The sequence below is a fragment of the Glaciibacter kafniensis genome (assembly GCF_039538945.1).
Classification (GTDB): Bacteria; Actinomycetota; Actinomycetes; order Actinomycetales; family Microbacteriaceae; genus Cryobacterium; species Cryobacterium kafniensis.
Map to the genome: position 1 here is coordinate 61,771 of NZ_BAABCN010000003.1, position 26,557 is coordinate 88,327.

The 26,557-nt window shown below is 64.5% G+C and carries 24 protein-coding genes; 8 read left to right on the forward strand and 16 right to left on the reverse strand.

What is annotated here, in order from left to right; all coding sequences use genetic code 11:
- The first annotated feature begins 1 nt into the window (after position 1).
- Positions 2 to 856: a dTDP-4-dehydrorhamnose reductase gene (gene rfbD, locus ABD791_RS08300; RefSeq protein ID WP_345064729.1), complete on the forward strand. Its 855-nt coding sequence runs from the start codon at positions 2 to 4 to the stop codon at positions 854 to 856.
- A complete protein-coding gene (locus tag ABD791_RS08305; RefSeq protein ID WP_345064732.1) occupies positions 853 to 2,019 on the forward strand; it encodes a glycosyltransferase family 4 protein in 1,167 nt (388 codons plus the stop codon). The genes rfbD and ABD791_RS08305 overlap by 4 nt, the downstream gene beginning before the upstream one ends.
- A 38-nt stretch (positions 2,020 to 2,057) precedes the next feature.
- On the opposite strand, the gene ABD791_RS08310 is transcribed toward ABD791_RS08305, so the two are convergent.
- The 7 genes from ABD791_RS08310 to ABD791_RS08340 form a co-directional block, all read right to left on the reverse strand.
- A complete protein-coding gene (locus ABD791_RS08310; protein WP_345064735.1) occupies positions 2,058 to 2,528 on the reverse strand; it encodes a ribose-5-phosphate isomerase in 471 nt (156 codons plus the stop codon).
- The gene (locus ABD791_RS08315) at positions 2,525 to 4,261 is read right to left on the reverse strand and encodes a dihydroxyacetone kinase family protein (RefSeq protein WP_345064737.1); all 1,737 of its coding nucleotides are present in this window, start codon (positions 4,259 to 4,261) and stop codon (positions 2,525 to 2,527) included. Before ABD791_RS08315 ends, ABD791_RS08310 begins: the two co-directional genes overlap by 4 nt.
- Positions 4,262 to 4,281: 20 nt before the next feature.
- On the reverse strand, positions 4,282 to 4,842 hold the full coding sequence (locus tag ABD791_RS08320) for a phosphoheptose isomerase family protein (protein WP_345064740.1): 561 nt from the start codon (positions 4,840 to 4,842) through the stop codon (positions 4,282 to 4,284).
- Positions 4,839 to 5,942 carry an ABC transporter permease gene (locus tag ABD791_RS08325; RefSeq protein ID WP_345064743.1) on the reverse strand — a complete coding sequence of 368 codons (1,104 nt, stop codon included), beginning with the start codon at positions 5,940 to 5,942 and terminating at the stop codon, positions 4,839 to 4,841. The genes ABD791_RS08320 and ABD791_RS08325 overlap by 4 nt, the downstream gene beginning before the upstream one ends.
- An 18-nt stretch (positions 5,943 to 5,960) precedes the next feature.
- A complete protein-coding gene (locus ABD791_RS08330) occupies positions 5,961 to 6,989 on the reverse strand; it encodes an ABC transporter permease (RefSeq protein ID WP_345064745.1) in 1,029 nt (342 codons plus the stop codon).
- Positions 6,986 to 8,548: a sugar ABC transporter ATP-binding protein gene (locus tag ABD791_RS08335; RefSeq protein WP_345064747.1), complete on the reverse strand. Its 1,563-nt coding sequence runs from the start codon at positions 8,546 to 8,548 to the stop codon at positions 6,986 to 6,988. Before ABD791_RS08335 ends, ABD791_RS08330 begins: the two co-directional genes overlap by 4 nt.
- 157 nt (positions 8,549 to 8,705) lie before the next feature.
- Positions 8,706 to 9,755 carry a substrate-binding domain-containing protein gene (locus ABD791_RS08340; protein WP_345064750.1) on the reverse strand — a complete coding sequence of 350 codons (1,050 nt, stop codon included), beginning with the start codon at positions 9,753 to 9,755 and terminating at the stop codon, positions 8,706 to 8,708.
- Between the two features lie 280 nt (positions 9,756 to 10,035).
- Between ABD791_RS08340 and ABD791_RS08345 the strand changes: the two genes are divergently transcribed.
- From ABD791_RS08345 to ABD791_RS08355, 3 genes are all read left to right on the forward strand, one after another.
- The gene (locus ABD791_RS08345; protein ID WP_345064753.1) at positions 10,036 to 12,024 is read left to right on the forward strand and encodes a bifunctional aldolase/short-chain dehydrogenase; all 1,989 of its coding nucleotides are present in this window, start codon (positions 10,036 to 10,038) and stop codon (positions 12,022 to 12,024) included.
- Positions 12,025 to 12,106: 82 nt separating this feature from the next.
- Positions 12,107 to 13,036: a carbohydrate kinase family protein gene (locus ABD791_RS08350; protein WP_345064755.1), complete on the forward strand. Its 930-nt coding sequence runs from the start codon at positions 12,107 to 12,109 to the stop codon at positions 13,034 to 13,036.
- Positions 13,037 to 13,138: 102 nt separating this feature from the next.
- On the forward strand, positions 13,139 to 13,957 hold the full coding sequence (locus ABD791_RS08355) for a DeoR/GlpR family DNA-binding transcription regulator (RefSeq protein WP_345064758.1): 819 nt from the start codon (positions 13,139 to 13,141) through the stop codon (positions 13,955 to 13,957).
- Positions 13,958 to 14,286: 329 nt separating this feature from the next.
- Here the strand turns inward: ABD791_RS08355 and ABD791_RS08360 are convergent, their stop codons facing one another.
- The 3 genes from ABD791_RS08360 to ABD791_RS08370 form a co-directional block, all read right to left on the reverse strand.
- Positions 14,287 to 15,666 carry an LCP family glycopolymer transferase gene (locus tag ABD791_RS08360; RefSeq protein WP_345064761.1) on the reverse strand — a complete coding sequence of 460 codons (1,380 nt, stop codon included), beginning with the start codon at positions 15,664 to 15,666 and terminating at the stop codon, positions 14,287 to 14,289.
- Positions 15,663 to 16,130, reverse strand: coding sequence for a 5-(carboxyamino)imidazole ribonucleotide mutase (purE, locus tag ABD791_RS08365; protein ID WP_345065304.1), 468 nt, complete (start codon positions 16,128 to 16,130; stop codon positions 15,663 to 15,665). Before purE ends, ABD791_RS08360 begins: the two co-directional genes overlap by 4 nt.
- Before the next feature lie 129 nt (positions 16,131 to 16,259).
- The gene (locus tag ABD791_RS08370; RefSeq protein ID WP_345064764.1) at positions 16,260 to 17,408 is read right to left on the reverse strand and encodes a 5-(carboxyamino)imidazole ribonucleotide synthase; all 1,149 of its coding nucleotides are present in this window, start codon (positions 17,406 to 17,408) and stop codon (positions 16,260 to 16,262) included.
- Positions 17,409 to 17,553: 145 nt separating this feature from the next.
- On the opposite strand from ABD791_RS08370, the gene ABD791_RS08375 reads away from it, so the two are divergent.
- The gene (locus ABD791_RS08375; RefSeq protein ID WP_345064767.1) at positions 17,554 to 18,051 is read left to right on the forward strand and encodes a GtrA family protein; all 498 of its coding nucleotides are present in this window, start codon (positions 17,554 to 17,556) and stop codon (positions 18,049 to 18,051) included.
- Here ABD791_RS08375 and ABD791_RS08380 read toward each other — a convergent pair whose 3' ends face one another.
- Together ABD791_RS08380 and ABD791_RS08385 are read right to left on the reverse strand one after the other, a co-directional pair.
- A complete protein-coding gene (locus ABD791_RS08380; protein WP_345064769.1) occupies positions 18,052 to 18,591 on the reverse strand; it encodes a PH domain-containing protein in 540 nt (179 codons plus the stop codon).
- Between the two features lie 59 nt (positions 18,592 to 18,650).
- Positions 18,651 to 19,547 carry a biotin--[acetyl-CoA-carboxylase] ligase gene (locus ABD791_RS08385; protein ID WP_345064772.1) on the reverse strand — a complete coding sequence of 299 codons (897 nt, stop codon included), beginning with the start codon at positions 19,545 to 19,547 and terminating at the stop codon, positions 18,651 to 18,653.
- Between the two features lie 323 nt (positions 19,548 to 19,870).
- Between ABD791_RS08385 and ABD791_RS08390 the strand changes: the two genes are divergently transcribed.
- Positions 19,871 to 21,442, forward strand: a complete 1,572-nt coding sequence (locus ABD791_RS08390; protein ID WP_345065307.1) for an acyl-CoA carboxylase subunit beta — start codon at positions 19,871 to 19,873, stop codon at positions 21,440 to 21,442.
- 8 nt (positions 21,443 to 21,450) lie between these two features.
- Positions 21,451 to 21,690 carry an acyl-CoA carboxylase subunit epsilon gene (locus tag ABD791_RS08395; protein ID WP_345064775.1) on the forward strand — a complete coding sequence of 80 codons (240 nt, stop codon included), beginning with the start codon at positions 21,451 to 21,453 and terminating at the stop codon, positions 21,688 to 21,690.
- Between the two features lie 311 nt (positions 21,691 to 22,001).
- Here the strand turns inward: ABD791_RS08395 and ABD791_RS08400 are convergent, their stop codons facing one another.
- From ABD791_RS08400 to ABD791_RS08415, 4 genes are read right to left on the reverse strand one after another with little or no spacing between them, the layout of a single operon-like run.
- Positions 22,002 to 23,066 (reverse strand): hypothetical protein, encoded by a 1,065-nt coding sequence (locus ABD791_RS08400; RefSeq protein WP_345064778.1) that lies wholly within the window; start codon positions 23,064 to 23,066, stop codon positions 22,002 to 22,004.
- Positions 23,063 to 24,490, reverse strand: coding sequence for a sensor histidine kinase (locus ABD791_RS08405; RefSeq protein WP_345064781.1), 1,428 nt, complete (start codon positions 24,488 to 24,490; stop codon positions 23,063 to 23,065). The genes ABD791_RS08400 and ABD791_RS08405 overlap by 4 nt, the downstream gene beginning before the upstream one ends.
- Positions 24,477 to 25,178 carry a response regulator transcription factor gene (locus ABD791_RS08410; RefSeq protein WP_345064784.1) on the reverse strand — a complete coding sequence of 234 codons (702 nt, stop codon included), beginning with the start codon at positions 25,176 to 25,178 and terminating at the stop codon, positions 24,477 to 24,479. Before ABD791_RS08410 ends, ABD791_RS08405 begins: the two co-directional genes overlap by 14 nt.
- Before the next feature lie 48 nt (positions 25,179 to 25,226).
- Positions 25,227 to 26,555 (reverse strand): class I SAM-dependent RNA methyltransferase, encoded by a 1,329-nt coding sequence (locus ABD791_RS08415; protein WP_345064787.1) that lies wholly within the window; start codon positions 26,553 to 26,555, stop codon positions 25,227 to 25,229.
- Positions 26,556 to 26,557: the final 2 nt, after the last annotated feature.

Genomic DNA, 26,557 nt, shown 5'->3' on the forward strand with positions numbered 1-26,557 from the left:
CATGACCCGTTATCTGATTGCCGGCGCTGCCGGAATGCTCGGCCGCGACCTGCAGAGCGCCCTCGCCGGGCGCGAGGTCACGGCTCTCGGCCGCGCCGACCTCGATGTCACCGACCTGTCAGCGGTGACGGATGCCGCGGCCGGCCACGACGTGATCATCAACGCGTCGGCCTACACCAAGGTCGACGACGCCGAGTCCCACGAAGACGCAGCCTACGCTGTCAATGCCGTTGGCGCGCGCAATCTCGCTGCGGCGGCATCCGCTCAGCAGGCACGCCTCGTGCAGGTCTCGACCGACTACGTTTTCAACGGCAGCGCCACGCTGCCCTACGCGGAGAACACGCCGCGCGATCCGATTTCGGCGTATGGCCGTACGAAGGGTGCCGGTGAGGAGTTCGTGCTCGCCGAGAACCCCGACCGTAGTTTCATCGTGCGCACCGCCTGGCTTTATGGCGCCCATGGGCCGAACTTCGCGACCACGATGCTGCGCTTGGCCGGCTCCCACGAGACGGTCAGCGTTGTCAATGACCAGCTCGGGCAGCCGACTTGGACTGCCGACCTGGCCGACCAGATTGTGGCGCTGCTCGACAGCGACGCTCCGGCTGGCATTTACCACGGAACCAACTCTGGGGTGGCGAGCTGGTACGACTTCGCGCGCGCCGTCTTCGCGGCAGCGGGGCTCGACCCCGAGCGCGTGAAGCCGACTGACAGCTCCCAGTTCGTGCGACCGGCCCCGCGCCCGTCGTACTCGGTGCTCGGGCATGACGCCTGGAAACTGGCCGGCCTTGAGCCGATGCGCGACTGGAACGCCGCACTCGCCGCTGCCGCACAACAGGGAGTTTTGGGGAAAGTATGACCACGCTACGGGTCGTCGTCGACCAGCTGATTGCACCGGTGCCCGGCAGTATCGGGCGGTACACCGAGCAGCTCACGCAGGCTTTGATCACGGCGGCCCCCGCGGGCTGCGAGGTCGAAGGCATTGTCTCGTCGTCGACCCCGGCCGAGTACGCCCTCATCGAGGAACGCCTCCCCGGCCTGGCGGGGCTCTACAAGACCACCCTGGGTCGTCGCGAACTGGCTGCCGCCTGGCAGCTGGGTATCACCACCTCCCCCGGGCCCGGCATGATCCATTCCCCCAGTCTCCTTGCCCCGCTGCGCCGCCACGACCGGGTGAACGGCGGCACGCAGGTTGCCGTGACCGTGCATGACACCCTGGCCCTGTCGCATCCGGAGGCTTTCACATCGGCGACAGTCGCCTGGACCAAGGGCATGCTGAAACGGGCACGCAAGCACGCGGATGCTGTCGTTGTTCCGAGCCATGCCGTTGCCGCAGAACTTGCAGAGTTCGCCGATTTCGGCGATCGTGTGCGCGTGATCGGCCCGGCGTTGAGCCGCACTTTTCATCTCCCCGGCGCCGAGCTTGCACGGAGTTTTGCCGACGAGCTCATCGCCGAGCGCTTGGCCGCACTCGACCTGCCGACGGAGTTCATCCTCACCGCCGGCACTCTGGAACCCCGCAAGGCTGTGACGTCGCTGATCGCCGCGCTCGGCCGCCCGGGTGCCCCCGATCTTCCCCTGCTCGTGCTCGGCCCCGACACCTGGGGCGAACTCGATCTGGCCGCCGTTGCCGACGAGGCAGGGTTGCCAGTCGGACGCGTGAGATCAATCAGCGGCCTGTCAGACGAGAATGTGGCCTTGGTCATGTCGCGCGCCTCGGCGTTCGTGGCACCGAGCCTGGCGGAAGGCTTCGGCCTGCAGATCATTCAGGCATTCCAGATGGGCACCCCGGTGATCCACTCGGACGCACCGGCCCTGGTGGAGACCGCCGGAGACGCCGGCTTCGTCGTCGAGCGTGAGGATGCCGACGGCTACCCTGAGCGATTGGCGGCCGCACTCGACCGCGTGCTTGGCGACCGTGAGCTGGCCGACCGGCTGCGGGTTTTCGGCAGCGACCGCGCCAAGGCGTTCAGCTGGCGCGATTCGGCTGAGCGCGTCTGGCAGCTGCACGCCGACCTGTAGGCGGCCCGAATCCCGGGTCGGTCAACGGCCGAGCGGTACTACGCGGTCAGCTGGTCAAAGTCGGTGATCAGCTGCACCTTGTCGGCCGAGGCGGAGGAGTCGTCGAAGCGGTAGCGCAACCACTCCTGGGTGAGGCGGCGCGCAACCTCTATGCCGATTACACGCTGGCCAAAGGCGAGTATCTGGGCGTTGTTGCTCAGCACTCCGCGCTCCACCGAGTAGGCGTCATGCGCGGTAACCGCTCGTATTGAAGACACCTTGTTCGCCGCGATGGCCATGCCCAGCCCCGTTCCGCAGATGAGCAGGGCCCGGTCGGCCCGTCCGGCGGCCACCAAGCTGGCGGCCTCGATGGCCACGCTCGGGTAGGGGGTGTGGCTGCTCTCGTCCACTCCGATGTCGATGACCGACGCCACCAGGGGACTAGCCTCGAGGTCGCTCTTCAGAATCTCCTTATAGCTGTAGCCGGCGTCGTCGGCGCCGATGATGATGGTGAGGGGCTGCAGAGTCATTCGACGTGCACCTTTCTTTCGTGCGTTGCGGCATCCGCCAGGGTTGTCACGATGAGGGCGAAGGATGTGGCGCCGGGGTCTGGAGTGCCCAGGCTCTTGTGGGCGTGCGGGCGGGCGCGGCCAAGCTTTGGCAGCAGGTCGGCGGTACTAGCCGCCGCTGCCGAGGCGCTGGCTGCGGCGGCCAGAAATGCCTCCGACAAGGGACGGCCCGTGGCGACGGCGTCGTGCAACGTGGCGGCGAACGGGGCGACGGCGTCGACCATGGTCTTATCACCCGGAACGGCCTTGCCGAGCCGGGTGAGGGCCGCCGCGTAGGCGTCGACTGCGGCGAGTACGCCTGCCGCATCGACCGCGTCATCGTCGCCAAGCACTTGTCCGGCAGCGCGCAGCGCCGACCCCCAGAGCACCCCGGAAGTGCCGCCAGCATGCTCTGCCCAGGCGTCGCCGGCTCGGGCGAGGGTGCTGCCGGCACCAGCGCTCTGGGCGGCCACGGCCGTCGCTGCAGCGAGGGCGGCGTCGAGGCCACGCACCATGCCGCGGCCGTGGTCGCCGTCACCGGCAATGGAATCCATTTGGGCGAGGAGGTCTTCGTTCTCGCGAACCGTGGTGAACGCAGCCGTGGTCAGAGCCACGACCTGCGCGGCGAGCTCCTGCGAGACCGGGCTGCCGGGTGCAATCTGCTCGACCACGGCATCCGCCACAGCCCCGTCATCGTCGCTGCCCGAATCGGCCCCGGGCGCGGAGCCCTTGCGGTAGGCGGGGGTCTCGACCGGCGCGCACCAGAGTGGTTCAAGTTCGTCGTCGAGCCAGACCAAGCTGAGCGAGACGCCGGCCATATCGAGGCTTGTGACGAGCTCCCCCACTTCCGGCTCCACGAGCTGCAGCCCTGCGTCGGCCAGACGCGGCGCGATCTCACCCCAGAGCAGGAACAACTCCTCATACTTGGTGGAGCCCAGACCGTTGAGGATCACACCAACCCGACCGCTGCTGCCAGCGGGCGCCTCGGCGAGCACCGTGCGCACGAGCAATTCGCCGATCTCCCGGGCGCTCTGCAGCGGCACAGTTTCGAGGCCTGGTTCACCGTGGATGCCCAGACCGACCGCCATCGATGCGCGGTCGACAGTGAAGAGCGGCTCGACCGCGCCCGGAAAGGTGCAGCCGGAAAAGGCAATGCCTGCGGTGCGCGTGCGGTCATTGGCCTTGCGGCCGAGGCGCTCGACCTCATTGATGCCAGCGCCCGCCTCGGCGGCGGCGGCGAGCACCTTGAACACCACGAAATCACCCGCGATACCGCGTCGTTTGCTGGTCTCATCGACGGAGGCGCTGAGCATGTCGTCGGTGACGATCACGGAGCGCGCATCGATGCCTTCGGCTGCGAGCTGTTCACACGCAATACCGAAGTTCATCACGTCGCCGGCGTAGTTGCCGAAGCTGAAGATGACGCCGCCGCCACGGTTGGCTTGCCGGCCCACTGAGTAGGCGTACTGGGCAGACGGCGAGGTGAAGATGTTGCCCACCACGGAGCCGTCGCCGAAGCCGGGGCCCACCAGCCCGGCAAAGGCCGGGTAGTGGCCACTGCCGCCGCCGAAGATCACCACGGTCTTGCCCTGGGGGCCCGGGCGACGTCGCACGACGCCGCCCGGCACCGGGCGCACGAATCGCTCGTGCAGCAGTGCGAAACCCGAGAGTGCTTCTTCGGCGAAGTCGGCGGGGTCATTGTGGATTCGGGTCATGGCGGTCTGCTCCTCAGTGGCTATTCGAAGTTGCGGTGGCGAGGCGCGAGGTCGGCGAGAGCTAGGCCGAGACGTTCGGCGAGCTGCAACACCAGGGTGTCGAAAACGAGCTGGGTGCTCTGTTCGAACAAGCTGCCCATCGGCTGGATCGATGCGACCAGATCACCGTCACCTCGGTAGACGGTGGCCGGCACGATGAGGGCGACATCGGCACGTCGGGGCGTACGGGCCTCGGCGATGGCCGAGACGACGATGGTCGTTGCGCCGACTTCCCGCACCCGGTCGAACACGTAGTCGAGGTGGCCGATGGCGCCGGACCCGTTCACCATGACGAACGCGTCGCGGGCGGTGACAGCGGGCGTGGTGTCGTCCCAGCCCCAGTGCACGGTCAGACCGAGGTGTGCCAGCCGCATCGCGAAGCCGCGCGCGGCCAGGCCCTCTCGGCCTACACCGATCACGAAGACGGTGTCGGAGGAGAGGATCGCCTCGATCGTGCGCTCCACCTCGTCGACGTTCACCCGAGCCAGCGTGGCTGCGAGCTCACCGGCGATCGTGGCGGACTGCTCGTGGAAGCCGCTCACAGCGATCGCCGCGCCGACACGACCGCATCCGCCGCGTCGTGGGTCTCGGCCGCGTCCGACGGAGCCGGCTTGGCGGCGGACCTCGCCGCGCCGGGACCGCTGCTCACCGCGGTGGCTCGTGGGTTCCAACGGGCCACGTAGTAGTTGACGATCATGACGAGCAGCAGCATCGAACCCCAGATGAGGTTCTTCACGTAGGGGTTGAATTGCAGGATGGTGAAGGCGCTCTGCAACGACTGCAACAGGATGAGGCCGAGACCCACGCTGATCACCCGACCGCGACCACCGTTGGGGTCGAACCCGGCGAGCACCACGACGAGGATCGCCTGCAGCAAGTAGGACTCGCCGAACCCGACGCGGGCTGAGTTCACCCTGGACACCATGATCACGGCGGCAATGCCCACCAGCAGACCAATCAGTAGATAGGTGAGGATAATTACCCGGTCATTGCGCACCCCGGAGAAGCGCAGCGCCACGTCGTTCTCACCAAAGAGGTAAACGCGTCGGCCGAACCGGGAACGCCGCAGCACGAAGCCCACGACGACGTAGGCGACCACCATCAGGATGAAGATGAGCGGGACGTTCGCCACCGTCGCCGCGCCGAGGGCAGAGAATCCGGTGATGGCGATGGGAACACTCTGACCGTTGGTAATGACCATGCCGACGCCTGTGAATAGGATCATCGTGCCCAGCGTGGCGAGAATGGGCGGGATGGACAGTTTCGCGATGAGTAGGCCGTTGAGCAAACCGCAGAGCATGCCGGTGACCAAAGCCGCGACGATGCCGGCGAGCATCAGCGCTGACGAGTTCGACGCGGTCACCGGCACGAGCTGACCGCTCATGACGGTGGCCCCGACGATGCCCGCGAGCACTGCCGCCGACACAATCGATAGGTCGATGCCTGCGGTCAGCATGGCCAGGCCCATTGCGAGGGCGAGGAAGCCGAATTCGCTGACCTGGGAAGACATCGACTGGAGGTTACCGGCGGAGAGGAAACGGCCGCCGAGCAGGGTGATCAGCACGATGAGGGTGACGGCCGTCATCACGACCAGGACTGACAGGTTCTTGTCTCGGGCGACGAGACGAGCGATGGAACTCATGGTTTCTCTTCTCTCCGGTTAGCTCGTCGCGAAGACGAGGTTCTTTCTGTCCTGGATGCGTTGACGGTAATACATGACGCCCAGACTCATCAGCAGCACGGCGCCGAAGAACAAGTCGTTCCAGGAGGAGCCCAGGCCGAGGAATACGAGAGTGGACTGGAACAGCTGTACGACGACGATGCCGAGGATGGTGCCAAGGATGGTTCCTTCACCGCCGGTGAGCTTGGCACCGCCGATGACGACCGCGGCGATGATCATGAGCTCAGTGCCCACGAGTGAGACCGGGTTGACATATTTGAGTTCGCTGAAATAGATGATGCCCATCAACCCGGAGAGGGCACCCGAGTAGCAGTAGACAAAGAGCTTGGTGCGAAAGATGTTGATGCCCAACCTCGACGCTGACTCCTCGTTACTGCCCACGGCGAAGACCTGTCGCCCCAGCATGGTGCGGTAGAGGATGAACCAGGTGATCACGAGTACCGCGATCACGATCGGCAGGAACACTGTCAGGCCGTAACGTCCGGTATTGGAGTTGATCACGAGCAGGTCGGTGGATCCGAATTCGACGAGTGCCTGCGGCATCGCACCGGTCGGGAACGACTTCGTCCCCAGCACCATGGCCATGAGTCCGTGGTAGGCGCTGGCCGTGCCCAGAGTCACGATAAGGGTGGGCAGCTTAAAGCGATAGATGATCAGGGCATTGATCGAACCAAGCAGGCAGCCCACCACGATCGACACGATGAAAGCGAACAGTATGTTGTTGACGCCGAGCGCCAGCATGAGCTTCACCGACGTGTAGCCCGACACCACGGCAATCGCCGTGAACGAAACGTCAATGCCGCCCGAGATGAGCACGATGAGCACGCCAATGGCCAGGATCATCACACCCGACCCGCTACGCAGCATGTCGAACAGGGTCTCGACACTGAAAAACAGCGGGTTCTTGACGGCGACGATGAGGATGTAGGCGACGATGATGCCCAGGAGATACTTCTCCATCGCGGTGAAGGGCCGATTGAAGACGGCGCGGAACGGGGAGGTCTTCATCGCTGGTCTCCTGTGTTGGTGGTGGCGGGAAGTGTGGTCACGTGACTCACGTGGGAATCCGGGTCGCCGATGATGCTGGCGAGGCGCTCCTTGAATTCGGGGGCACGCAGGTCGGCCTCGTCAAACCGGTCGAGTACGGCACCCTCGTGCATGACGAGCACCCGGTTGCAGTTCGCGATGATCTCTTCTGGCTCGTCTGAGATGACAATGACTCCGATACCGCTGGCGGCAAGAGCATGAATGCGATCGTAGATCTCCTGCTTGGAGCCGATATCGATACCGACGGTGGGGCTGTCAAGAATGAAGACCGTCGGGTTGCGTGCGATCCACTTGCCGATAACCACCTTCTGCTGGTTACCGCCGGAGAGATTCTGCACGAGCGTGTCAACGTTCTTGTTATTCACGTTCATTTCGTGCACGGTCGCCACGGCGAGCGCCTGCTCTGCCTTGCCGTCGATAAGTCGAGCGCGGTCGAGCAGCGAGTCGAGCACGTTGGACGAAACGTTGTTTCGGATCGATTGTGCTCCGAACAGCCCCTGGGTCTTGCGGTCTTCCGGCACGAGCGCAATGCCAAGTTCCATGGCCTCCCACGGCGACCGCATGCTCACCGGCTTACCACCAATCAGAATCTGGCCGGCATCGGGGGCGTTGAGGCCAAACAAAGACAAGGCGAGCTCGGTGCGGCCGGCGCCGAGCAACCCGGTGAGGCCGAGAATGTCCCCCTTGCGCAGGTTGAAATTGACGTTGGAGTAGTTTCCGGTGCGTCCCAGGCCTCGCACCTCGAGGAGGGGGGTCTCATCGGTGAGCTGCCGGTGGTAGCGGGCATATGAGACGCGGCGACCGGTCATGTGGAAGCTCAACGACTCCTCGTCGAGCTCAGCCGCAGTGAAGTCGCCCACCTTGCGGCCATCGCGGAAGATGGTGATGTTGTCGGCGATGGCGAAGACCTCGTCGAGCTTGTGACTGATGAATACGATCGACAGGCCGCGGCTCTTGAGTTCGAGCACGATCTTGAGAAGTCGCTTCACCTCGTTAGTGGTGAGTGCGGTGGTCGGTTCATCCATGAAGAGGATGCGGGCATCCATACTGAGCGCTCGTGCGATGGCGACGAGCTGCTTGTTGGCCACGGACAAGGTGGAAACCCGGTCATCGAGCGGCAGTTCGACGCCCACTCGAGCGAGCTGCTCGGCCGCGATGGTGCGCATAGTCGAGCGCTTCACGAGACGAGAGCCGTCGTGCATCATCCGGTTCATTGCGATGTTCTCTGCCACAGAGAGGTGGTCGAAGAGAGAGAGATCCTGGTAGATCACCTGCACGCCGGCGCTGATCGCGGCGCGCGGACCCTGGTTGTCAACCCGGACGCCGTCGATCGTCACACTGCCCGCGCTCGGCGCATACACGCCGGACACGATCTTGACGAAGGTGGATTTTCCGGAACCATTTTCGCCGGCGAGGCAGAGGATCTCGCCTTCTCCGATTGACAGGTTGATGGTATCGAGTGCGGTCACCCCGCCAAAGGCGATGGAGAGGTCTTCCGCGATGAGAATGGGAGTGCCCATGATCGCTCTATTCGTGAGTAGAAGGGGTGCGACCAAAACCAAGGGCCGCTGCAAGCGGGGGTCGCGCGAGGGCGTCACGCTAGGCGTGACCGGAGGGGTGGTGGCGTCAACAGAGCGCTGGCACCACCACCTGAGATTCGTTACAGGCGCGTGGTACTTAGAACGGGTACTTGTTGCCGGGGTACTGACCCTTTTCGATCATCAGGATCGCGGCGCCAGTGATGAGCTTGCCGTCGACCGTGACGTCGTTGTAGCCCTCGAAGTTGAGGTCGCTGCCCGATTCCACAGCCTTGTTCTGCAGCACGGCGAGGGCAACAGCGTTGGCTGCGTAGCCGGCGCCTGCGGGGTTCCACGCCTGGGCAGAGCGCACGACGCCCTCTTCCAGGTAGGGGCCGGCGACCGAGGGCAAGCTCAGCATCGACGTGGCGATATTGGTGAGGTTCTTCTCCTTCAGCACGGCGGCGAAGTTCGCCCCGGCGGAGACGGATGTGCCGATGAACCCGCCGAGGTCGGGGTAAGCCTTGAGGATCTCGAGCGCGTTGTCGCGGGCCTTGGAGTCGTCATTGTCGTCTTCGTAGGGCTGCGCCGACACCGGGGTGACATCGGGATAGTTCTTCTCCAGGTAGGCGATCCCCGCGTTGTACCAGGCCATGTGAGTCTCGCTGGTGAGTGAGCCAACCTCGCCCACGAACGTGCCCTTGCCGCCCATCTGGTTGGCGAGCTGCTCGAACATCTTCTCGCCGAACTCGGCGTTGTCGAAGGCTTCCAGGTCGTAATCCACACTCTCGGTCGCGGCGAGCGCTGGCGCTTCATGGGTGATAACCACGATGCCGGCATCCCGGGCCTTCTTGAGCACGGGGGCGATCGACTGCGGGTCGTTCGGCACCACAACGAGTGCGTCGACACCTTGGGCGATAAGGTCTTCGACGATCTGCACCTGCTTGGCAGGATCTCCACTGTCCGGGCCGGTCTGCCACGCCTCAACGACGCCGCTATTGTCCTCACCGAACTGGTCGACGCCAGTGCGCATCGCTTCAAACCAGGAGATGCCCTCCACCTTCGACACCGTCGCGATTCGGAAGACACCGTCATCGGACCCGGCGGCCGTGGCTCCACCAGTGTCTCCCACCGTGCCACAGCCGGCCAGTAGGGCAGTTGCCGCGATGGCAGTGACCGCGAGGCCTAAAAACTTAGTTGGTCGCTTCATTACTGTTCTCCTTTGAACGCATCTGTGTTACAAGACACTCCCGACATCACAATGGCCGGGACGGTTGTAACAGTAAAGCACAACTTATCATCAACTCGAATTACCAATCTTGGGCAATCGGTCGATTGATTACCGGTGAAATTGGAGGTATGCGAATGAAGATAGTAAGTGAATACACCGTGTGACAAGTCTGATATGTTTCGTTACATCGCCGTGATTCACGCCGTTTGTAACGGAATTATTACCATCTGATGCGGCGAACACAAACAAAGGGGTTCTAGTGAAGAGTCTGTGGCAGACGCCGATCTCCGGCGGGCAAAGCGCCCTCGAGGAGTGCGTGCAGGGGTCGCGCACGATCGGGGCGCATGACGATCTTGTGTTGCACGGCGGCGGCAACTCCTCGATCAAGGACACCATCGTCGATGTGACCGGCTCTCCCCTCGATGTGATTTACGTCAAGGGCAGTGGCTGGGACATGGCCACAATCGAGCCCCAAGGCTTTGCCCCGCTGCGCTTGAATCGGCTGCGCGAGCTGCTCACCGTCGACACGATTACCGATGCCGTGCTGGTCAACGAACTGCGCTGCGCGCTCGTGGATGCTTCAGCACCCGACCCCTCAATCGAGTCGCTGTTGCATGCGCTTCTGCCCTACCGCGCAGTGCTGCACTCGCATGCCGACGTGATCGTCTCCCTCACCAACCAGCCCGACCCGGCTGCAGCGGTCACCGAGCTCTTCGGCGACAGTGTGGTGCTCATCCCCTACGTCATGCCCGGCTTCGACCTCGCCCGGCTCTGCAACGAACTGTGGCCGCAACTGGCGACTGCGGCCACCCGGGGCATGGTACTGCTCAACCACGGTCTCTTCACCTTTGGTGACACCATGGCCGAGGCATACAACAGGCACCTCGAGCTCATCTCTGCCGCCGAAGCCGCCCTGCGTTCTCCGGTCACGGCAGACGCACAGCCCACACCCCTCCCCGAAAGGGAAGCGGTGGCGCCGTCACTTCCGATCGCTCGCCTGCGCCGAGCTGTCTCGCGGCACGCCGGTCGCCCTCTCATCCTGAGCCACCACACCGGCGCCCGCGTCTGGGAGTTTATGAGCCAGGAGAACGTGGAACAGATCGCCACCCGGGGCCCCGCAACCCCCGACCACATCATCCGGACCAAGCGCCTGCCCCTGGTGGGAAGCGACGTTGATGGCACCGACATCGACCACTACGCGGCCGACTATGAAGCCTATTTTCAGCGCAATCGGGATCGATCCACCGTGCCGCTGGACATGCTTGACCCCACCCCACGGTTCATCCTCGACCGCAAGCAGGGCATGTTCACGGTGGGCAAGACCATTAAGGATGCAAACATCGTGCGTGACATCGCGCTTCACACCTTCGATGTCATCGAGGCCGGCGAACGGCTCGGTCGCTATACCGCCCTCCCAGAAGGCGAGCTGTTCGATGTGGAGTACTGGGACCTCGAGCAGGCCAAGCTGCGCATGGGCGGGGCCCCGGCCGAGCTCTCGGGCCAGGTCGCCTTCGTCACGGGTGCGGCCTCCGGCATCGGCCGAAGTATCGCCCGCCACCTTCTTGACCTCGGCGCATGCGTGGTCGGCATCGACATTTCTCCGGATGTCGCCAGTACGTTCTCGGACGCGGCCTGGCTGGGGCTCCCCGTGGATGTGCGCGACCGCGCCGCCATCGACGGCGCCCTGCGCGCGACTGCTGCGCGTTTCGGCGGACTCGACATGCTCATCATCTCGGCCGGCGTCTTCGCCGAAAGTGCGCCCATCACCGCACTCGACGGCACAGTCTGGGACCGCACCATGGCGATCAACGTGGGTTCGGTGCAAACCCTCTTCGCGCTCGCCCAGCCGCTGCTGGCCGAGTCACCCACTTACGGCCGCGTGGTCGTGATCGGTTCGAAGAACGTGGCGGCCCCCGGCCCCGGCGCCGCCGCGTATTCCGCGTCGAAGGCCGCGCTTACCCAGTTGGCCCGCGTGGCGGCCCTCGAATGGGCGGGCGACCGCATCCGTGTGAACACTGTGCACCCCGATGCAGTCTTCGACACCGCGTTGTGGACCCCTGAATTGCTCAGCGAACGCGCGGCCAAGTACGGCGTCAGCATCGAGGAGTACAAGCGCCGTAACCTGCTCGCCACCGAGGTGACCAGCCTCGACGTTGCCCACATGGTTGGCGCGATGTGCACGGCCACGTTCCAGTCCACCACAGGTGCGCAGGTGCCCGTCGACGGCGGCAACGACAGAGTCATCTAGGTCGCACCGCGACCCCAGATCCGCGAAACTTGACTGCACGACATATCAAAACGGAGGAACAATGACGTCTCGAGTGATATCCATGGGAGCGCACATCGCCGATGCGCTCGGCTGGCCGTTTACGACCGTACCGCCCGGCCAGCACCTCGAATTCATCGAGCAAATCAAGTTCACCGTGGCCGGTACCGCTGCCGCGCCGTCCGTGAACCTGGCCAAGCTCGGCATCGACGTGGCCACCGTTGGCCGCATCGGCAACGACACGATCGGAGATTTCGTGCGCTCAACCATGGCCGGCTACGGGGTCAATACTGACCACCTGATCGTCGACCCCACGCGGCAGACGTCGGCGAGCCTACTGCCGATCCGACGAGACGGCTCGCGGCCGGCGCTCCACGTCATCGGCGCCAACGCCGGCCTCACCGAAGAGGATGTGCCGTGGGGTGTTGTCGAGCAGGCCGAGATCTTTCACCTCGGCGGCGCGTTCATCCTGCCCGGCCTCGACGGCACACCGATGGCCCGGGTGCTCAAGCGAGTGAAGGAACTTGGTCTCACCGTAACGATGGACTTCCTGATGAGTCCACGGGACGACGCCCAAGCCTTGATCGGTCCGTCGCTGCAGTATGTCGATTACCTGATGCCGAACATCGAGGAGGCCGGCTGGTTGGTCGGCAGTGAGGATCGCGAGGAGATCATCGCCTGGCTGCACGGCCAGGGCGCCGGCCACACGATCCTCACCATGGGCGGAGACGGCGTGAGCGTTGCCGCCAATGGCCGCGCCGAAACGGTGCTGCCCGCCTACGAGATCGACGTCGTCGACAGCACAGGCTGCGGCGATGCCTTCACGTCCGGACTCATCTCGGGTCTGCTCGACGGCCTCGACGTCATCGACGCGGCAGAACGTGGCCTTGCCTGCGGCAGCCTCGTGGCGACCGGGCTAGGGTCAGACGCCGGCATCGTGGATCGCGAGCAGGTTGCGGCCTTCCAACGCACCCAGCCCAGACGGGCCGCGTGAGGCAGCCCGCCACACGCTGTCGCACTATGCCAAGCTAGCTAGACCCGCTGGCATCACGAATAGAAAGATCGCTGATCATGCCGAGAATCCACCCCCTGAGCCATGCCTGAGGCGCCCGAGGAACACGCCGACGCGCACGATGCGTTGCACTCCCACGGCCGCACCAAGGCGGCCCGCCTGAGCTTCATCGGCGAGATCGTGAACCAGCGCGGCTTCGTGAGCGTGGATGACCTCACCGAGCAGCTGGGGGTGAGCCGCATGACGGTACACCGCGACCTTGACGAGCTGCAACGTATGAGCATGCTGCGCAAAGTGCGCGGAGGCGCATCCGCTCATCGGTCGACACAATTCGAGAGCGACCTGCAGTTTCGGTCGATGAGCGCCGTCGACGAAAAGAAGCAGATGGCCCGCGTCGCCGCCAGCCTCGTCTCCGAGGGCGACGTGGTGATCATCGATGATTCCACAACCTCACTCGCGGTGGTGCCGTTACTCATCGCTCAGCCACCGCTGACCATCATCACGAATTTTCTGCCGGCGATGCAGCAAGTCAGCAACCATCCCGACGTGCACCTCATCGCTCTCGGCGGCGAGTTCACGCCGCGGTACCAGTCGTTCCTCGGCATGATGTGCGAACGCAACCTGAGCGATCTGTATGCCGACGTATTGATCGCGTCGACGTCAGCCGTGCGCGGACTGGATGTATACCATCAGGACCAGCGGATTGTGAGCGCCAAGCGGGCGATGATGAACGCAGCACAGCGCCGGGTGCTCATGCTCGACCACAGCAAGATTGACCACGGCGCCTTGCACCGCCTGGGCCGCATCGACGAGTTCACTCATGTCATCGTCGACGACAAGGTCGAAGCCGCCGTCGTGAGGAGCTTCGAAGATGCCGGCGTCGTGGTGTTGGTCGCAACGTAGAAGATCGGGTACTGGCCGACCGGCTGCGGGTTTTCGGCAGCGACCGCGCCAAGGCGTTCAGCTGGCGCGATTCGGCTGAGCGCGTCTGGCAGCTGCACGCCGACCTGTAGTCGGCCCGAATCCCGTTCGCGGGAGTAGCTAGCTCCGCGGGGTACCGGGTTCAGGAACAGAGGGCGTGTCGCGGATGCGGCGGCCCTGGATTCCGCGGGCACGCCCCGGCCGACACACCTCCACTCCTGAACGCGGTACCGTGCCGGAGAACGACGGGCAGGTCTCGAGATTGGCTCGCGTGGCCTCGACGGGCTCGACCAACGGGACGGTCGAGCGAGCTACGGGGCGGGCGTCTCCGTCGACGGCGGGTTCAGCGCCGCGTCGATCATTTCGCGGATGGCTGTGTAGTCGGGATCCGTCGGGTCGATGTTGTTGTCCGGCGTCAGGTTCACCGAATTGATCGGCAGCGTCTTCGTCTTCGAGGCGAGGTTCACGAAGTAGCCCAGCATGCCCTGCGGAATGTCGGTCTTCACCACCTGGGTTCCCGCCTTGGCGACGGCTTCGAACTTGGCGATCACGTTCGTGGGGTTGGCCTGCGCCAAGACCGCCTCCTGCAGCTGGTGCTGGCGGTTCATCCGGTCATAGTCGCTCGTGCCGTGGCGCGAGCGGGCAAACCAGAGCGCGTGGTAGCCGTCCATGTGCTGCATCCCTGGCTCGAACCAGAACGCCACATCGGTGAAGGTGTCGTCTGAGTGCACCGGAACCCGCGACTGCACGTCGATGTCGACACCGCCGAGCGCGTCGATCAAGTCGGAGAACCCCTGCATGTCGATCAGCACGAAGTACTGGATTGTCAGGCCGGTGACGCCCTGCGCAGCGTCCCGCATGCCTTCGATACCGGGCTCGCTGCCCTGCGACACCGCATCCGGGTACATCTCCGGACTCTTATCCTCAACCTCGGTGTAGATCCAGTTGAGCTGACAAGGATCGTCTACTCCACCGACCCTGCAGGTTTCGTTGGTCCCGCCGTATCCATCGGGATACTCGGCCTTCATCGGAGAATCGTCGGAGAACGGCACGTAGAGAAGATCTCGCGGCAGCCCGATCATCGTCGCCTGACCGGTGTCGGCGTCGATGCTCACCACAGAGATGCTGTCGGGGCGCATACCCTCACGGTCGGCCCCGGCGTCACCGCCGAGCAGCAGAATGTTGTAGCGACCGTCGACCGGAGGCTCTGTCGGTCCGGCGACAAAGACTGACGACAGGAATCCGCTCGCGGTTGTGGCGACGTATGCGCCGTATGCCGCGGTTCCGCTGACGGCCACCATCAGCACCACCGCAAGACCGGCGATGACGGGTCTGGCCTTCGGCGCAGCCTTGACCAGGCGCACCAGGCGGATGGTGTCGAGGGTGAGGATCACCCAGATGACGGCGTAGAAGACCAACACAGCGGCCGCAGCCCAGAGTCCGAGCGTCGAGGTGAACAGGGTGAACACCGCGGCCGGCCAGAGCAAGTAGGCGACGCCGAGCAGCACTGCCAGCGCCCAGAGCGTGAGAGTGGCACCGAGTCCGAAGCGGCCGAGCCGGCGGTTTCCGGCCAGCACCTGCGCGGATCCGGGCACCAGAAGGTTCAGCACAACCAGCCACCAGCCGCGCTTGGTCATGACCGAGCTGGAGCCGAGTGGCGGATAGCGGATGGGGCTCTGCGCGCTACTCATAGCTTTGATCGAAGATCCCGGCTCTTCTGCTCGACCTGTGCAGCAAGCTCCAGGGCGTATTCATCGAGTTTGATTCGCAGCGAGTCGTCGGCGGTGGCCAGCACCTTGATGGCGATCAAACCGGCATTCTTCGCTCCACCGATCGACACCGTCGCGACGGGGACGCCGGCCGGCATCTGCACGATCGACAGCAGCGAGTCGAGGCCGTCGAGCCGGCTGAGCGGCACAGGAACACCGACGACGGGCAGCGTCGTGACGGCGGCGAGCATGCCGGGCAGGTGAGCGGCGCCACCGGCCCCGGCGATGATGACTTTGAGACCGCGTTCGCGAGCGGATGCGCCGTAGTCGATCATTTTCTGCGGGGTGCGGTGCGCAGAAACCACGTCGACCTCGCAGGCAACGCCGAAGTCACGCAACACCTGCACGGCGTCGCTCATGACGTTCCAGTCGGAATCGGAGCCCATGACGACACCCACGAGTGGAGTCGCGGCAGGGGCGACCGAAACGTCGGTCACAGCATCCGTTGTCTCGGGATTTGCTGGCGCGGGGTTCAGGGGCGTCGGATTCACTGGCACGGAGTCGATCTTATGGGTTCAGTCCTGAAAAAATGCCGCAGTGGCCCGCGCCTGGTACACGACGTCGTCAAGATCGTCGCCTCCAGCCGTGACATGACCAACCTTGCGACCCGGCCTCGGGTCTTTGCCGTAGTTGTGCACCTTGACGCTGGGGTATGCCTCCAACGCACCTGGATAGCGGTCCATGAGGGATCCCTCTGCCGGTCCGCCCAGAATGTTCACCATGACCGACCAGGCGTCGCGCGCGCCCGTTCCGCCGAGCGGAAGGTCGAGCACCGCACGCAGGTGCTGCTCGAACTGTCCGGTCGTCGAACCGTCAATCGACCAGTGCCCACTGTTGTGCGGACGCATGGCGAGTTCGTTGATCAGCAGCCGTTCGTCGACAGTCTCGAACAGCTCGACCGCCATCACTCCCGTGACGCCGATGCCCTCGGCCACGGCGATCGCGATGCTTTCGGCGACCTCAGAGAGTCGGCCGGACGAGTGCGGCGCCGGCGCGATGACCTCGGCGCAGACGCCGTCACGCTGCACCGTTTCGACGACCGGCCAGGCAACGATGTCGCCGGAGGGTCGACGGGCAACGAGCTGTGCCAGTTCCCGCTTGAATTCGACGAGTTCCTCCACCAGCAATGCCCCACCGTTCGCGTCTTCGGCGAGCGCCAAGAACCAGTCGTCGGCCTCATGGGCATGGCGCACGACACGCACGCCTTTGCCGTCGTAGCCGCCCCTGGCGGTCTTCACGACGGCACGGCCACCATGATCGGCGAGAAACTCGGCCAGCTGAGTCGAGTTCTCGACCCGCGCCCAATCGGGCACCGGCAGCCCGAGTTCAGAGAGTTTCTGACGCATCAGCAGTTTGTCTTGGGCGTAGAGCAGGGCGTCGGGGCCGGGATGCACGGCAACGCCGCGTTCGACCAGCTCCCGCAAGATCTCTTGTGGCACGTGCTCGTGGTCGAACGTGATCACGTCGACGGTCTCGGCGAAGGCGAGCACCACCTCGCGATTGCGATAGTCGCCGACCCCGAACGCCGCGAGACCAGCAGACATGCCGTCGGTCTCCGCCAGCACTCGAATCTCGATGCCGAGATTGACTGCCGCGGGAATCATCATTCGGGCCAGCTGACCCCCACCAATGACACCAACAATGGTCGCCATGTTTTTCACCAATTTCTGTGCGAGCTTTCAGGGGGCCGTCGGCCTGCGTTCAGGCAGGCGTCTCAGCAGCGTCGTAGACTGCCGTTCTCGCAGTCTCTTTTCGCACCTCTATCTTCCCTCACTGTTGTTGCATTGCTGAACCGGCCGGACCCCCGTCATGTCTTCACTTTCTTGGAACCGATCCCGATTTCTCGCCTTGGGCGTGCAGATCGGCAAGTTCGGTGCCGTCGGTCTCGTCGGGTTCGCTGTCGACATCACCGTGTTCAATCTGTTGCGCACCACGATCTTCGATCCGAGCAACGTGCACGCCGGCCCGATGTACGCGAAAATCGTCTCGACGGTGCTCGCCATCCTGGTCAACTGGCTCGGCAATCGGTATTGGACGTTCAGCAAGAATCGGCAGTCTCAGACATTGCGCGAGGGCATCGAGTTCTTCGCCGTCAGCATCGTCGGCATGGGTATCGGCCTGGCCTGCCTCTGGATCTCGCACTACGCACTGGGCTTCACCAGCCTGCTCGCCGACAACATTTCTTCGAATGTGATCGGCCTGGCTCTCGGTGCGATCTTCCGCTTCGCGCTTTATCGCTACTGGGTCTTCGCACCTGGCCGCTCCGGCGCCCAGCAGGTGCGCGAAACAGCCGGCCTGCCCGGTTGATCAGCTCGTGATCGGGCCGGAGCCTGAGGCATCCGGTGCATCGCTCGAACGCTGAGCATCTTCGATCAGGTCGTGGAGCGTCTGCTGCACCAATGACGCGCTTGGAACGTCTGCCAAGACGATCGGATGCCCCTGGCCGGTATCGATGAGCACGTCACCTGATCGCGACATCGCCTGCAACCAGCCGCTCCGCACCGAAACGTCGTAGCCGCGGCTGTGCAGCACCTCCTGCTTGACGCGCACGAAGAACCCACGACGCAGGATGACACGTCGGGTCGTGATCGTGTAGCGCGTGCTCAGCCAGAAAAGCAGCGGCAGGAGGCAGAACAGAAAGACGATCAGCCCGGCGACGATCAGCAGCGCCGTATTCTGCCAGGTCTCGGGAAAGGTGCCGGCGAAGTACCCCGTCGCCCCCGACACAGCGATCAGCAGAACGCACGGCCAGAAGAGTCGACGAGCATGGGGATGCAGCCGGGCGATGACCCGCTCGGCCGGAGCTGCGGCCGACTGGGCCGGCCGGTCTGCTGTGCGTTTCGTCATATCTTCGTTAATGTCATGTCTCATTAGTACCGCAGGTGCGTGCAATGCCGTCGGTGCGTCTAGTACCGCAGGTGCGTTACGTCGCCGGCCGCGACAAAACGGGCTTCTGCGGTGGCCTCGTCGGCCACGATGAGTCGGCCCTGCGGGTCAAGGCCTGTCGCGACACCGAGCAAGTCTTCGCCGCCGGGCAACTCGACCCGCACGTGGCTGCCGAGAGTGCCGCACAGTTCGGTGACGGCGGCCAACGACCCGCTCGCAACGGCGTCGCCCCCGCTGGCGATGAAGGCATCGGTCAGGGTGCGGAGCTCGGTGAGATAGCGCACCAGAACGGCGTCGGGGTCGACCGGGCCGTTGGTGGCCAGCAGCAACGACGTCGACGTCACGGTCGGCAGATCGTGCTCGTCGAGCGACACATTGACGCCGGCCCCAATGACGAGTCCGCGGCCGTCAGACAGCAGCTCGCAGAGGATGCCTGACACCTTGTAGCCGTCGATCAACACGTCGTTTGGCCATTTGAGTGAGACATCGTGGCTGGGATTCTCTTCTTCGCGCAGCGGGGTCTCCCCGGCGCGGGATGCTCCGAGCGCACCGGCCACTCGGGATGCTCCGGCCAGTCGCGCGGAGCCGCCGGACTGCAGGGCGTCCTCGACGATTCCCCTGGCGGCTCGCGTCATTGCGGCACCGGCGAGCAGCGGAAACCAGCCGAAGGCGTTCGGGGTGAGGCCGGTGGGACGCAGCAGCACCGAGATGGCCAGCGACTTGCCGCTGGGGGCTTGCCAGACACGGCCGAGTCGGCCGCGACCGCTGGTCTGGTTGTCGGTGACAATGACCGAGAAATCGGGCCAGGCGCCCGCATCCAGACCTGTCGCGTGGCTGACGAGAACATCGTTGGTCGAGCCGGCCTCAGCCAGGTGATCGAACCGTGTCGCAGCCTGACGGCTCTGCGAAAACTCCATGCGCACTTCTTTCTTCGCCCCTGCGTCTAATTCAGGAGATTCTCCCGAATTACTCCCGACAACGCCTTATTCTCGCTCACCCGTTGCGTCGGTGACTAACTCCTGCAATTTGTCCCGGCTGCTGTGACCGGCCGAATGTCGACACGCATGTCGACGCGGATGATTCGGCCAAGGACCCAGAATTGCAGGAGTTAGCCACACCCCCAGGGGGAAACGACCAGCGTTCGGCGCGAGATTTGTAGAGAATCGTCAACGGTTAGCGCAGTCGGTTGGCCGGTAGAGTGAAACGCGTGACTGTAAAAACGCCTGCGGAAGCCCCCGATATGTACACGACGGCCGGAAAGCTGGCCGACCTCAAGGCCCGCTACCACGAGGCTGTCACTGCCAGCGGTGAAGCAGCCATTGAGAAGCAGCACGCCAAGGGCAAGATGACCGCCCGCGAGCGCATCAATCTGCTGCTCGATCTTGGATCGTTTGTCGAAATCGACGAATTCGTGCGTCACCGCACCCACGCGTTCGGCATGGAGAAGAAGCGTCCATACGGCGACGCCGTCGTCACAGGAACCGGCACCATCCACGGCCGTCAGGTGGCCGTCTACTCCCAGGACTTCACCATCTTCGGCGGTTCGCTCGGCGAGGTCGCTGGTGAGAAGATCATCAAGGTGATGGACCTGGCACTGAAGACCGGCGTGCCGATCATCGGCATCCTCGACTCCGGCGGAGCCCGCATTCAGGAAGGCGTCGTCGCCTTGGGCAAGTACGGCGAGATCTTCCGTCGCAACACGGCGGCCTCCGGCGTGATCCCCCAGATCTCGATCATTTGCGGCCCGGCCGCCGGCGGCGCGGTGTACTCCCCCGCCCTGACCGACTTCGTCATCATGGTGGACAAGACCAGCCAGATGTTCGTCACCGGCCCCGACGTGATCAAGACCGTCACCGGCGAAGACGTCGGCATGGAAGAGCTCGGCGGCGCGCTCACCCACAACTCCGTCTCCGGTGTCTCGCACTACCTCGCCAGCGACGAAGAGGATGCCCTCGACTACGCCCGCTCGCTCCTGAGCTTTCTGCCCGACAACAACCTGGCTGAGCTGCCGGTGTTCGACAGCGAGATCGAGCTCGAGACCACCGACGCCGACCGCAAGCTCAACACCATCATTCCCGACTCACCGAACCAGCCGTATGACGTGAAGACCGTCATCCAGCACATCGTCGACCACGGCGACTTTCTCGAGACGCAGCCGCTGTTCGCCCCGAACATCGTTGTCGGGTTCGCTCGGGTTGAGGGCCGCTCGGTCGGAATCGTGGCCAATCAGCCCAACGCGATGGCCGGCACCTTGAACATCGACGCCGGTGAGAAGGCCGCTCGATTCGTGCGTTTCTGTGACGCATTCTCCATTCCGATCCTCACCCTCGTCGATGTTCCCGGCTACCTGCCTGGCACCGAGCAGGAATGGACCGGTGTCATCCGTCGCGGCGCCAAGCTGCTCTATGCGTACGCTGAAGCAACGGTTCCGCTGATCACCGTGATTCTGCGCAAGGCCTACGGCGGCGCGTACATCGTGATGGGCTCGAAGCAACTCGGAGCCGACATCAACCTGGCGTGGCCGACCGCCGAGATCGCGGTGATGGGTGGCCAGGGCGCCGTCAACATTCTCTACCGCGCCGAGATCAAGGCGGCTGAGAATGCTGGTGAGGATGTCGCCGCCGTGCGCACGCGTCTGGCCAACGAATACACCTACAACGTGGCGAGCCCGTTCCTGGCCGCCGAGCGCGGCGAGCTTGACGGCATCATCGAACCGGCCGCCACCCGCGTTGCCATCACCAAGGCGCTGCGCGCCCTCCGCACCAAGCGGTCGAGCCTGCCGCCCAAGAAGCACGGAAACATCCCGCTGTAGGCGGCATCATGGCAGACGAGAATGCATCAGAAGAGGTCGCCCGGTCGCGGTTGACCTTCGTGACGACCGGTCTCAGCGCCACTGAGGTGTCGGCTGTATCGGCCGTGCTCGGTGGATTGCTGCAGGCGGAGTCGGACAGCTTGCGCGCCACTCCGCCTCACGGACAGAGCGCCTGGCATCGGAGCCAACGGGAACTGCGCAGTCCGCTGACTCCCGGTTACGGGCAGTGGCGCGGATTCTCCGGCTAGCTACCGGCTCGGTCGCCCGACTCCACGCACCGGACTCCATGCACCCGACTGCAAATAGTCGAGTAGCGTAGCCACCGGTAGGGCTTGACAAATCCTGTCCCCCCGGCGGTCCCCCTAAATGACGACTAGGGTCCCTCGAAGAAATCCGGCAACATAGTGAGTGCTCGGTGCATCTCAATGAGATCCACCACCAATAGTTCGCCGACTAGGGTAAGCAGGCGAATTTTTGGGGGCGAGTCAGTGTGACATTCGGGTTGTCGCGTTGACTCGAGTTTCCGGAAGGGGATCGGCCAATGGCTGGTCCCCTTTCCTCATTTCTCGTCGGTCGACACCAGCCCGTTCCGGTTGAGCTGGACCGGCTCTCGCCGCGGGATTTCCAACCACAGATCGACTTCGTCATCGGGCGAGTCCTGTCCGAGTGCGCTGACACTCGGGTCGGTGCTGCTGAGGCCGACGACGGTCACCGCCGCCGTGTCGGAGCCGGCCGCCGTGCGGGCGATGATCGTGTCGGCACCGGTGCTTCCGATGGCCGCTGCAAGCTCGTTGAGGATCGCGTCGCGCTCCGGCCCCTGAATATCGTCCATGCCGCCCTCGTCGAGTAGCGTCACGATGGCCCCGCGGCGATGGGCCGCCATCACCTGTTTGCGCACGTCGTCGTTCAACAATTCGCGCCCGCGGATCTCATCGCGGATGGCGGCCTCGAGATAGCGGCATTCCTGGCGTTGAACCGTGTTCAGTCGGCCGTGGCGCTCGACAATGCGTCGCAGCATCGGAACGGCCAGACGGCTCGTGTGTTCGAGTCGCACCTGACGTTCGTAGAGGTGGGCTTCCTGGGCGGCCTGCCACTCGGTGGCTTCCCGTTCCGCACGCGCGAACTGGCGCGCATCACGCCCGGCCCGCGCCAAACCTCTGGACAGCGTGACGGCGATCGTCACCCAGACGACGCTTCCGATGACGCCCAGCGAGCCGAGCGCCGCTGGACCGGCCCAGACGATGGTGTGCACGACGAGAAAGCCGACACCGACCCAGGCGACAACCTGGTTCTTGCGGGTGGCGACGATGGTCATCAGGGTGCCGACGGCGGCGACGTACCAGGTGGCGTAGCCGTTGCTCGACGAGGAACCGTCGAGGGTGCTTCCGACGAGCAAGGGCAGCGCAGCGCAAACGGCGAGGTCGAAGAATGACAGCCAGAGCGGCATGCGCATCGGTGACGTCGGCCAGAGACTGATCAGAGTTGCGACGGCGTAGAGCACCAGGGCAACGATGACCGGCCCCTGCCGGTCCGGCACGTCAAGCGAGTAGACCCCGAGCAGAATGTGGTAGCCGGAGAGCAGCGCGGCAAGTCCGAGGATGAGGCTGCGCGGGACGGTGATCATTCGTTCACGCTCCGCTCGTCTTCCTGGTCGACGTCGAGACCAAGCGCAGGAATCTCGTCGCTGCTGAACTGCCCGAGTACTGAGTTCTGGCCCGCATCGGTGTCTGGCCACTCAATGGTGATTGTCGTGCCCTCTCCCACGCGGGAGAACACGCGAACCGCACCGCCGGCACCGGACACTCGCTCAAGAATCGACACCCGCAGCCCCAGCCGGTCGTGTGGAACCTGCAATGGATCGAAGCCGACCCCGTTGTCAGAGATCTCGACGATGCATCCGCCCCGCTGATTGGCCTTGATCACCAGGGTGCGCGTCAACTCGGCGCTGGGCGGACCCGCATGCCGGGTGCTATTGACCATCGCTTGCACGCTTGCTGAATAGAGCGCTTCGCTGGCATGCACCGGCAGGCTGAGAAACTCGATCTCCTCCTCCACGACAGTGAACGGGCTGGCGAAGGCCTCGGCTGCCTCACGGATGCGATGACTGAGCCGGGCGAGCGGGATGACGATGTCGTCGCCGGAATGCACCGCCCCGGCATCGCTCAATCGGGTGATCGCTTCACCGGCCATCGTTGCAGCCAGAGTCTGGGCTTTGGGGGTCTCGGCGCTGGCCGCCGACAGCAATGTCGTCAGCACGCTGTCGTGCACGATCGAATCGACCTCAACCCGTTCGAGTTCTGTCGCATGCTGACGCACTGCGACCGCGTACTTGGTCAGCGCATTGGTCTGAGCAATGTCGACGGCCGCCGTGGCCTGTCGCAACAGAGTGATGATGATGAGCACCACAAAACCGAGCAGGATGGCGTAGACCGCGTCGAGGGAGGCCAAGGCGAGGTCTTTGCCGCCTCCGGCGGGAGTGGTGCGCAGCAGGCCGTAGATGAGCGGGATGACCACCGTGTAGGTCGCCGCCCAGACCAGCGGAAAGGCGATTGCCGCGCAGGAGGTCGCGACCGTGCAGAGATACCAGAGCCAGGGGGCGCCGTCGAGCACCGTCGAGGGGTCTTTCATCAGAAACGGCCAGGCGACGAGCTCAATGAAGTAGAGCGCGGTGATTACTGTCGCCACGATGCTGACGCCGCGCTTGACGATTGCCGTGACAACCAGCGCGATCACCGAGAGGGCGATCGCCGACGCCAGCCCGATCGACAGCACGGGGATGCGTTGGTCGAGCTGGCTGAAGAACATCGGCAGGCACTGCAGCGAGAAGACCAGTGCGACACCCGCGACAGAACGCGAGATCACCGTTTCAATCTGCGCCCGGCTGATGGGGTTGCGGGGCGCCTTGACACCCAGATTAACGCCAGTGCCGCCCTCCCCCACCGAGTTGAAGGTGAGGTCGTTGGTTTGGCCGGCCGAACGAGGAAGCCGGCCGCTCGACACTGGCGGAAGGCCCGCGTATGCCGCGGCCGGGCGGCTAGCTTCGTCCATTTCCACTGTCGGCATCGAGGCCGGGAAGAATCCCGTCTTCGACCGCGCGGCGCAACAGGTCGACCTTCGTCGGGGCCGGACGGCCGACCTCGACATACTTCACACGGATGCGGTCGAGATATTCGCGCGCCGTCGAATGGGCGATGCCCAGTTGCATGGCGACCATCTTCAACGGCAGCCCTGAGGCATACAGGTGAAGCACATCGCGTTCACGACGCCCCAGCTGGGCTTTGGCAAAGGCGTGGTCGGCGTCAATCGCTGTCGCCCACTCCAGGTTGTTGAGCACGTCGCCTCTGGCAACCGAGGCAACGGCGGCCATGACGGTCGTGGTCGGCGACGACTTCGGGATCACTCCGGCCGCACCGGCAGCGAGAGCCTCCCGCACCAGCGCGACCCGGTCGGCGATGCTGTGCACCAGAACCGAGGCACCGGTGTCCTGAGCCAACTTGACGTTGTCTGTGACGCGAGAGCCGTCACCCAGCGACAGGTCGAGCACGATCACATCGCAGTGCCGACCGGCCAGACCTGCGACGAGCTCGCTGGCCGTCGGGGCCGTGTGAATGACCTCGTAGCCGGCCTTCTCGCAGGCTGCCGCCAGCCCCAGACGCACTGACTCATGGTCGTCGACGATGCCGATGCGCACCGGACGATCGACGCTCGCGGTGTTGCGTGGTGCGGTGAGGGTCACGATGCCTACATTCTCTGGAGTGATTCGTTCAGTTGAGAGTATCGACAGTTACGGCTGACGGGTAAGCAACGCCACTGCTTCAACATGGTGAGTGTTCGGGAAAAGGTCGAACGCACGCATCTTCTGCAGCTGGTAGCCGTGGGCCGCAAACAGCGCGATATCGCGGGCCAACGCCACCGGATCGCATGCAACGTAGACGATCTGTGCGGGCGAGAGCACGGCGAGCGCGTCGACGACAGCCTTGCCGGCGCCGGAACGCGGCGGGTCGAGCACCACTGTCGCCGCCTGCTGGCGCGAACGATCTGCGGCGCTGGCTTCGCGCCCGATTCGACCCAGGAACCGGTCGACCCGATCGGTCTGTGCGCTCGCGCCGACCCAGTCAGAGAGGTTCTCTCCGGCGAACTCGGTAGCGCGCAGGTCGCTCTCGACCGAGGTGATGCGAGTGGTCGAACCGAACTTGTCGCCGACTGCCGCGGCGAGAAGGCCGACGCCGCCGTACAAATCGAGGTTGTCGGCACGCGGGTCGAACAGCGACTCGTCGATGGCCTCCTGCACGGCACTCGTCAACGTCTGCGCCGCGCTCGAGTGCACCTGCCAGAATCCCGACACGTCAAGCTGGAACTCGCGGTCGCCGACACGTTCGATGATCGTGCGCGGCGGGGTGGCAACGCGCTTGCCCTTTGCATCGCTTTCGGCGACGACGATCTGCACGCGCCCCGTGCTCGGACCGACGACATCCACGGATGCCGCACCCTTGAAGTATTCGTCGAGCGGCGCAGCCATCTCAACACCGTGAGCGGCCAACGGCAGGTCGTCGACCGAGATCACGCGGTGCGAGCGTGCGGCGTACGGGCCGACCCGGCCATCCTCGGCGACGTGCAGCCGCACGCGAGTGCGCCAGCCGGTTCCGTCGAGCTCGTCACCCGGAGAAGCGTTTTCGCCGACGGGCACAGCCTCGACGACGACATCCGTCTCGATGCCGGCCATGCGCTTGAACGCGTCGGCCAACACCTGGCGCTTGAGTTCGCGCTGGTGCGTCAGTTCGATGTGGCCGAATTCGGCTCCACCGGCGCGATCCTGCGGGGCGCGCTCGACGGCCGCCGCAGCCCACACGTGCGGCTGACGCTCGGGGGCTGCCTTCAGCACCTCGACGGTCTCGGCGCGCCAGAAGCTCTTCTTGTTTGCATCGGTGAGGCGCACACGCACGCGCTCTCCCGGAAGTGTGTCGTTGACGAAGACCACGCGGCCCTCGTGACGGGCGACGAAAATGCCGCCGTGAGCTACATTTGTGACGTCGAGTTCGAGCTCGGCTCCGACGACACCGGGTTCGCTCTGTCGTTCATTGTGACCGGTCTGATTGTTATTGCTCGTACCCATCT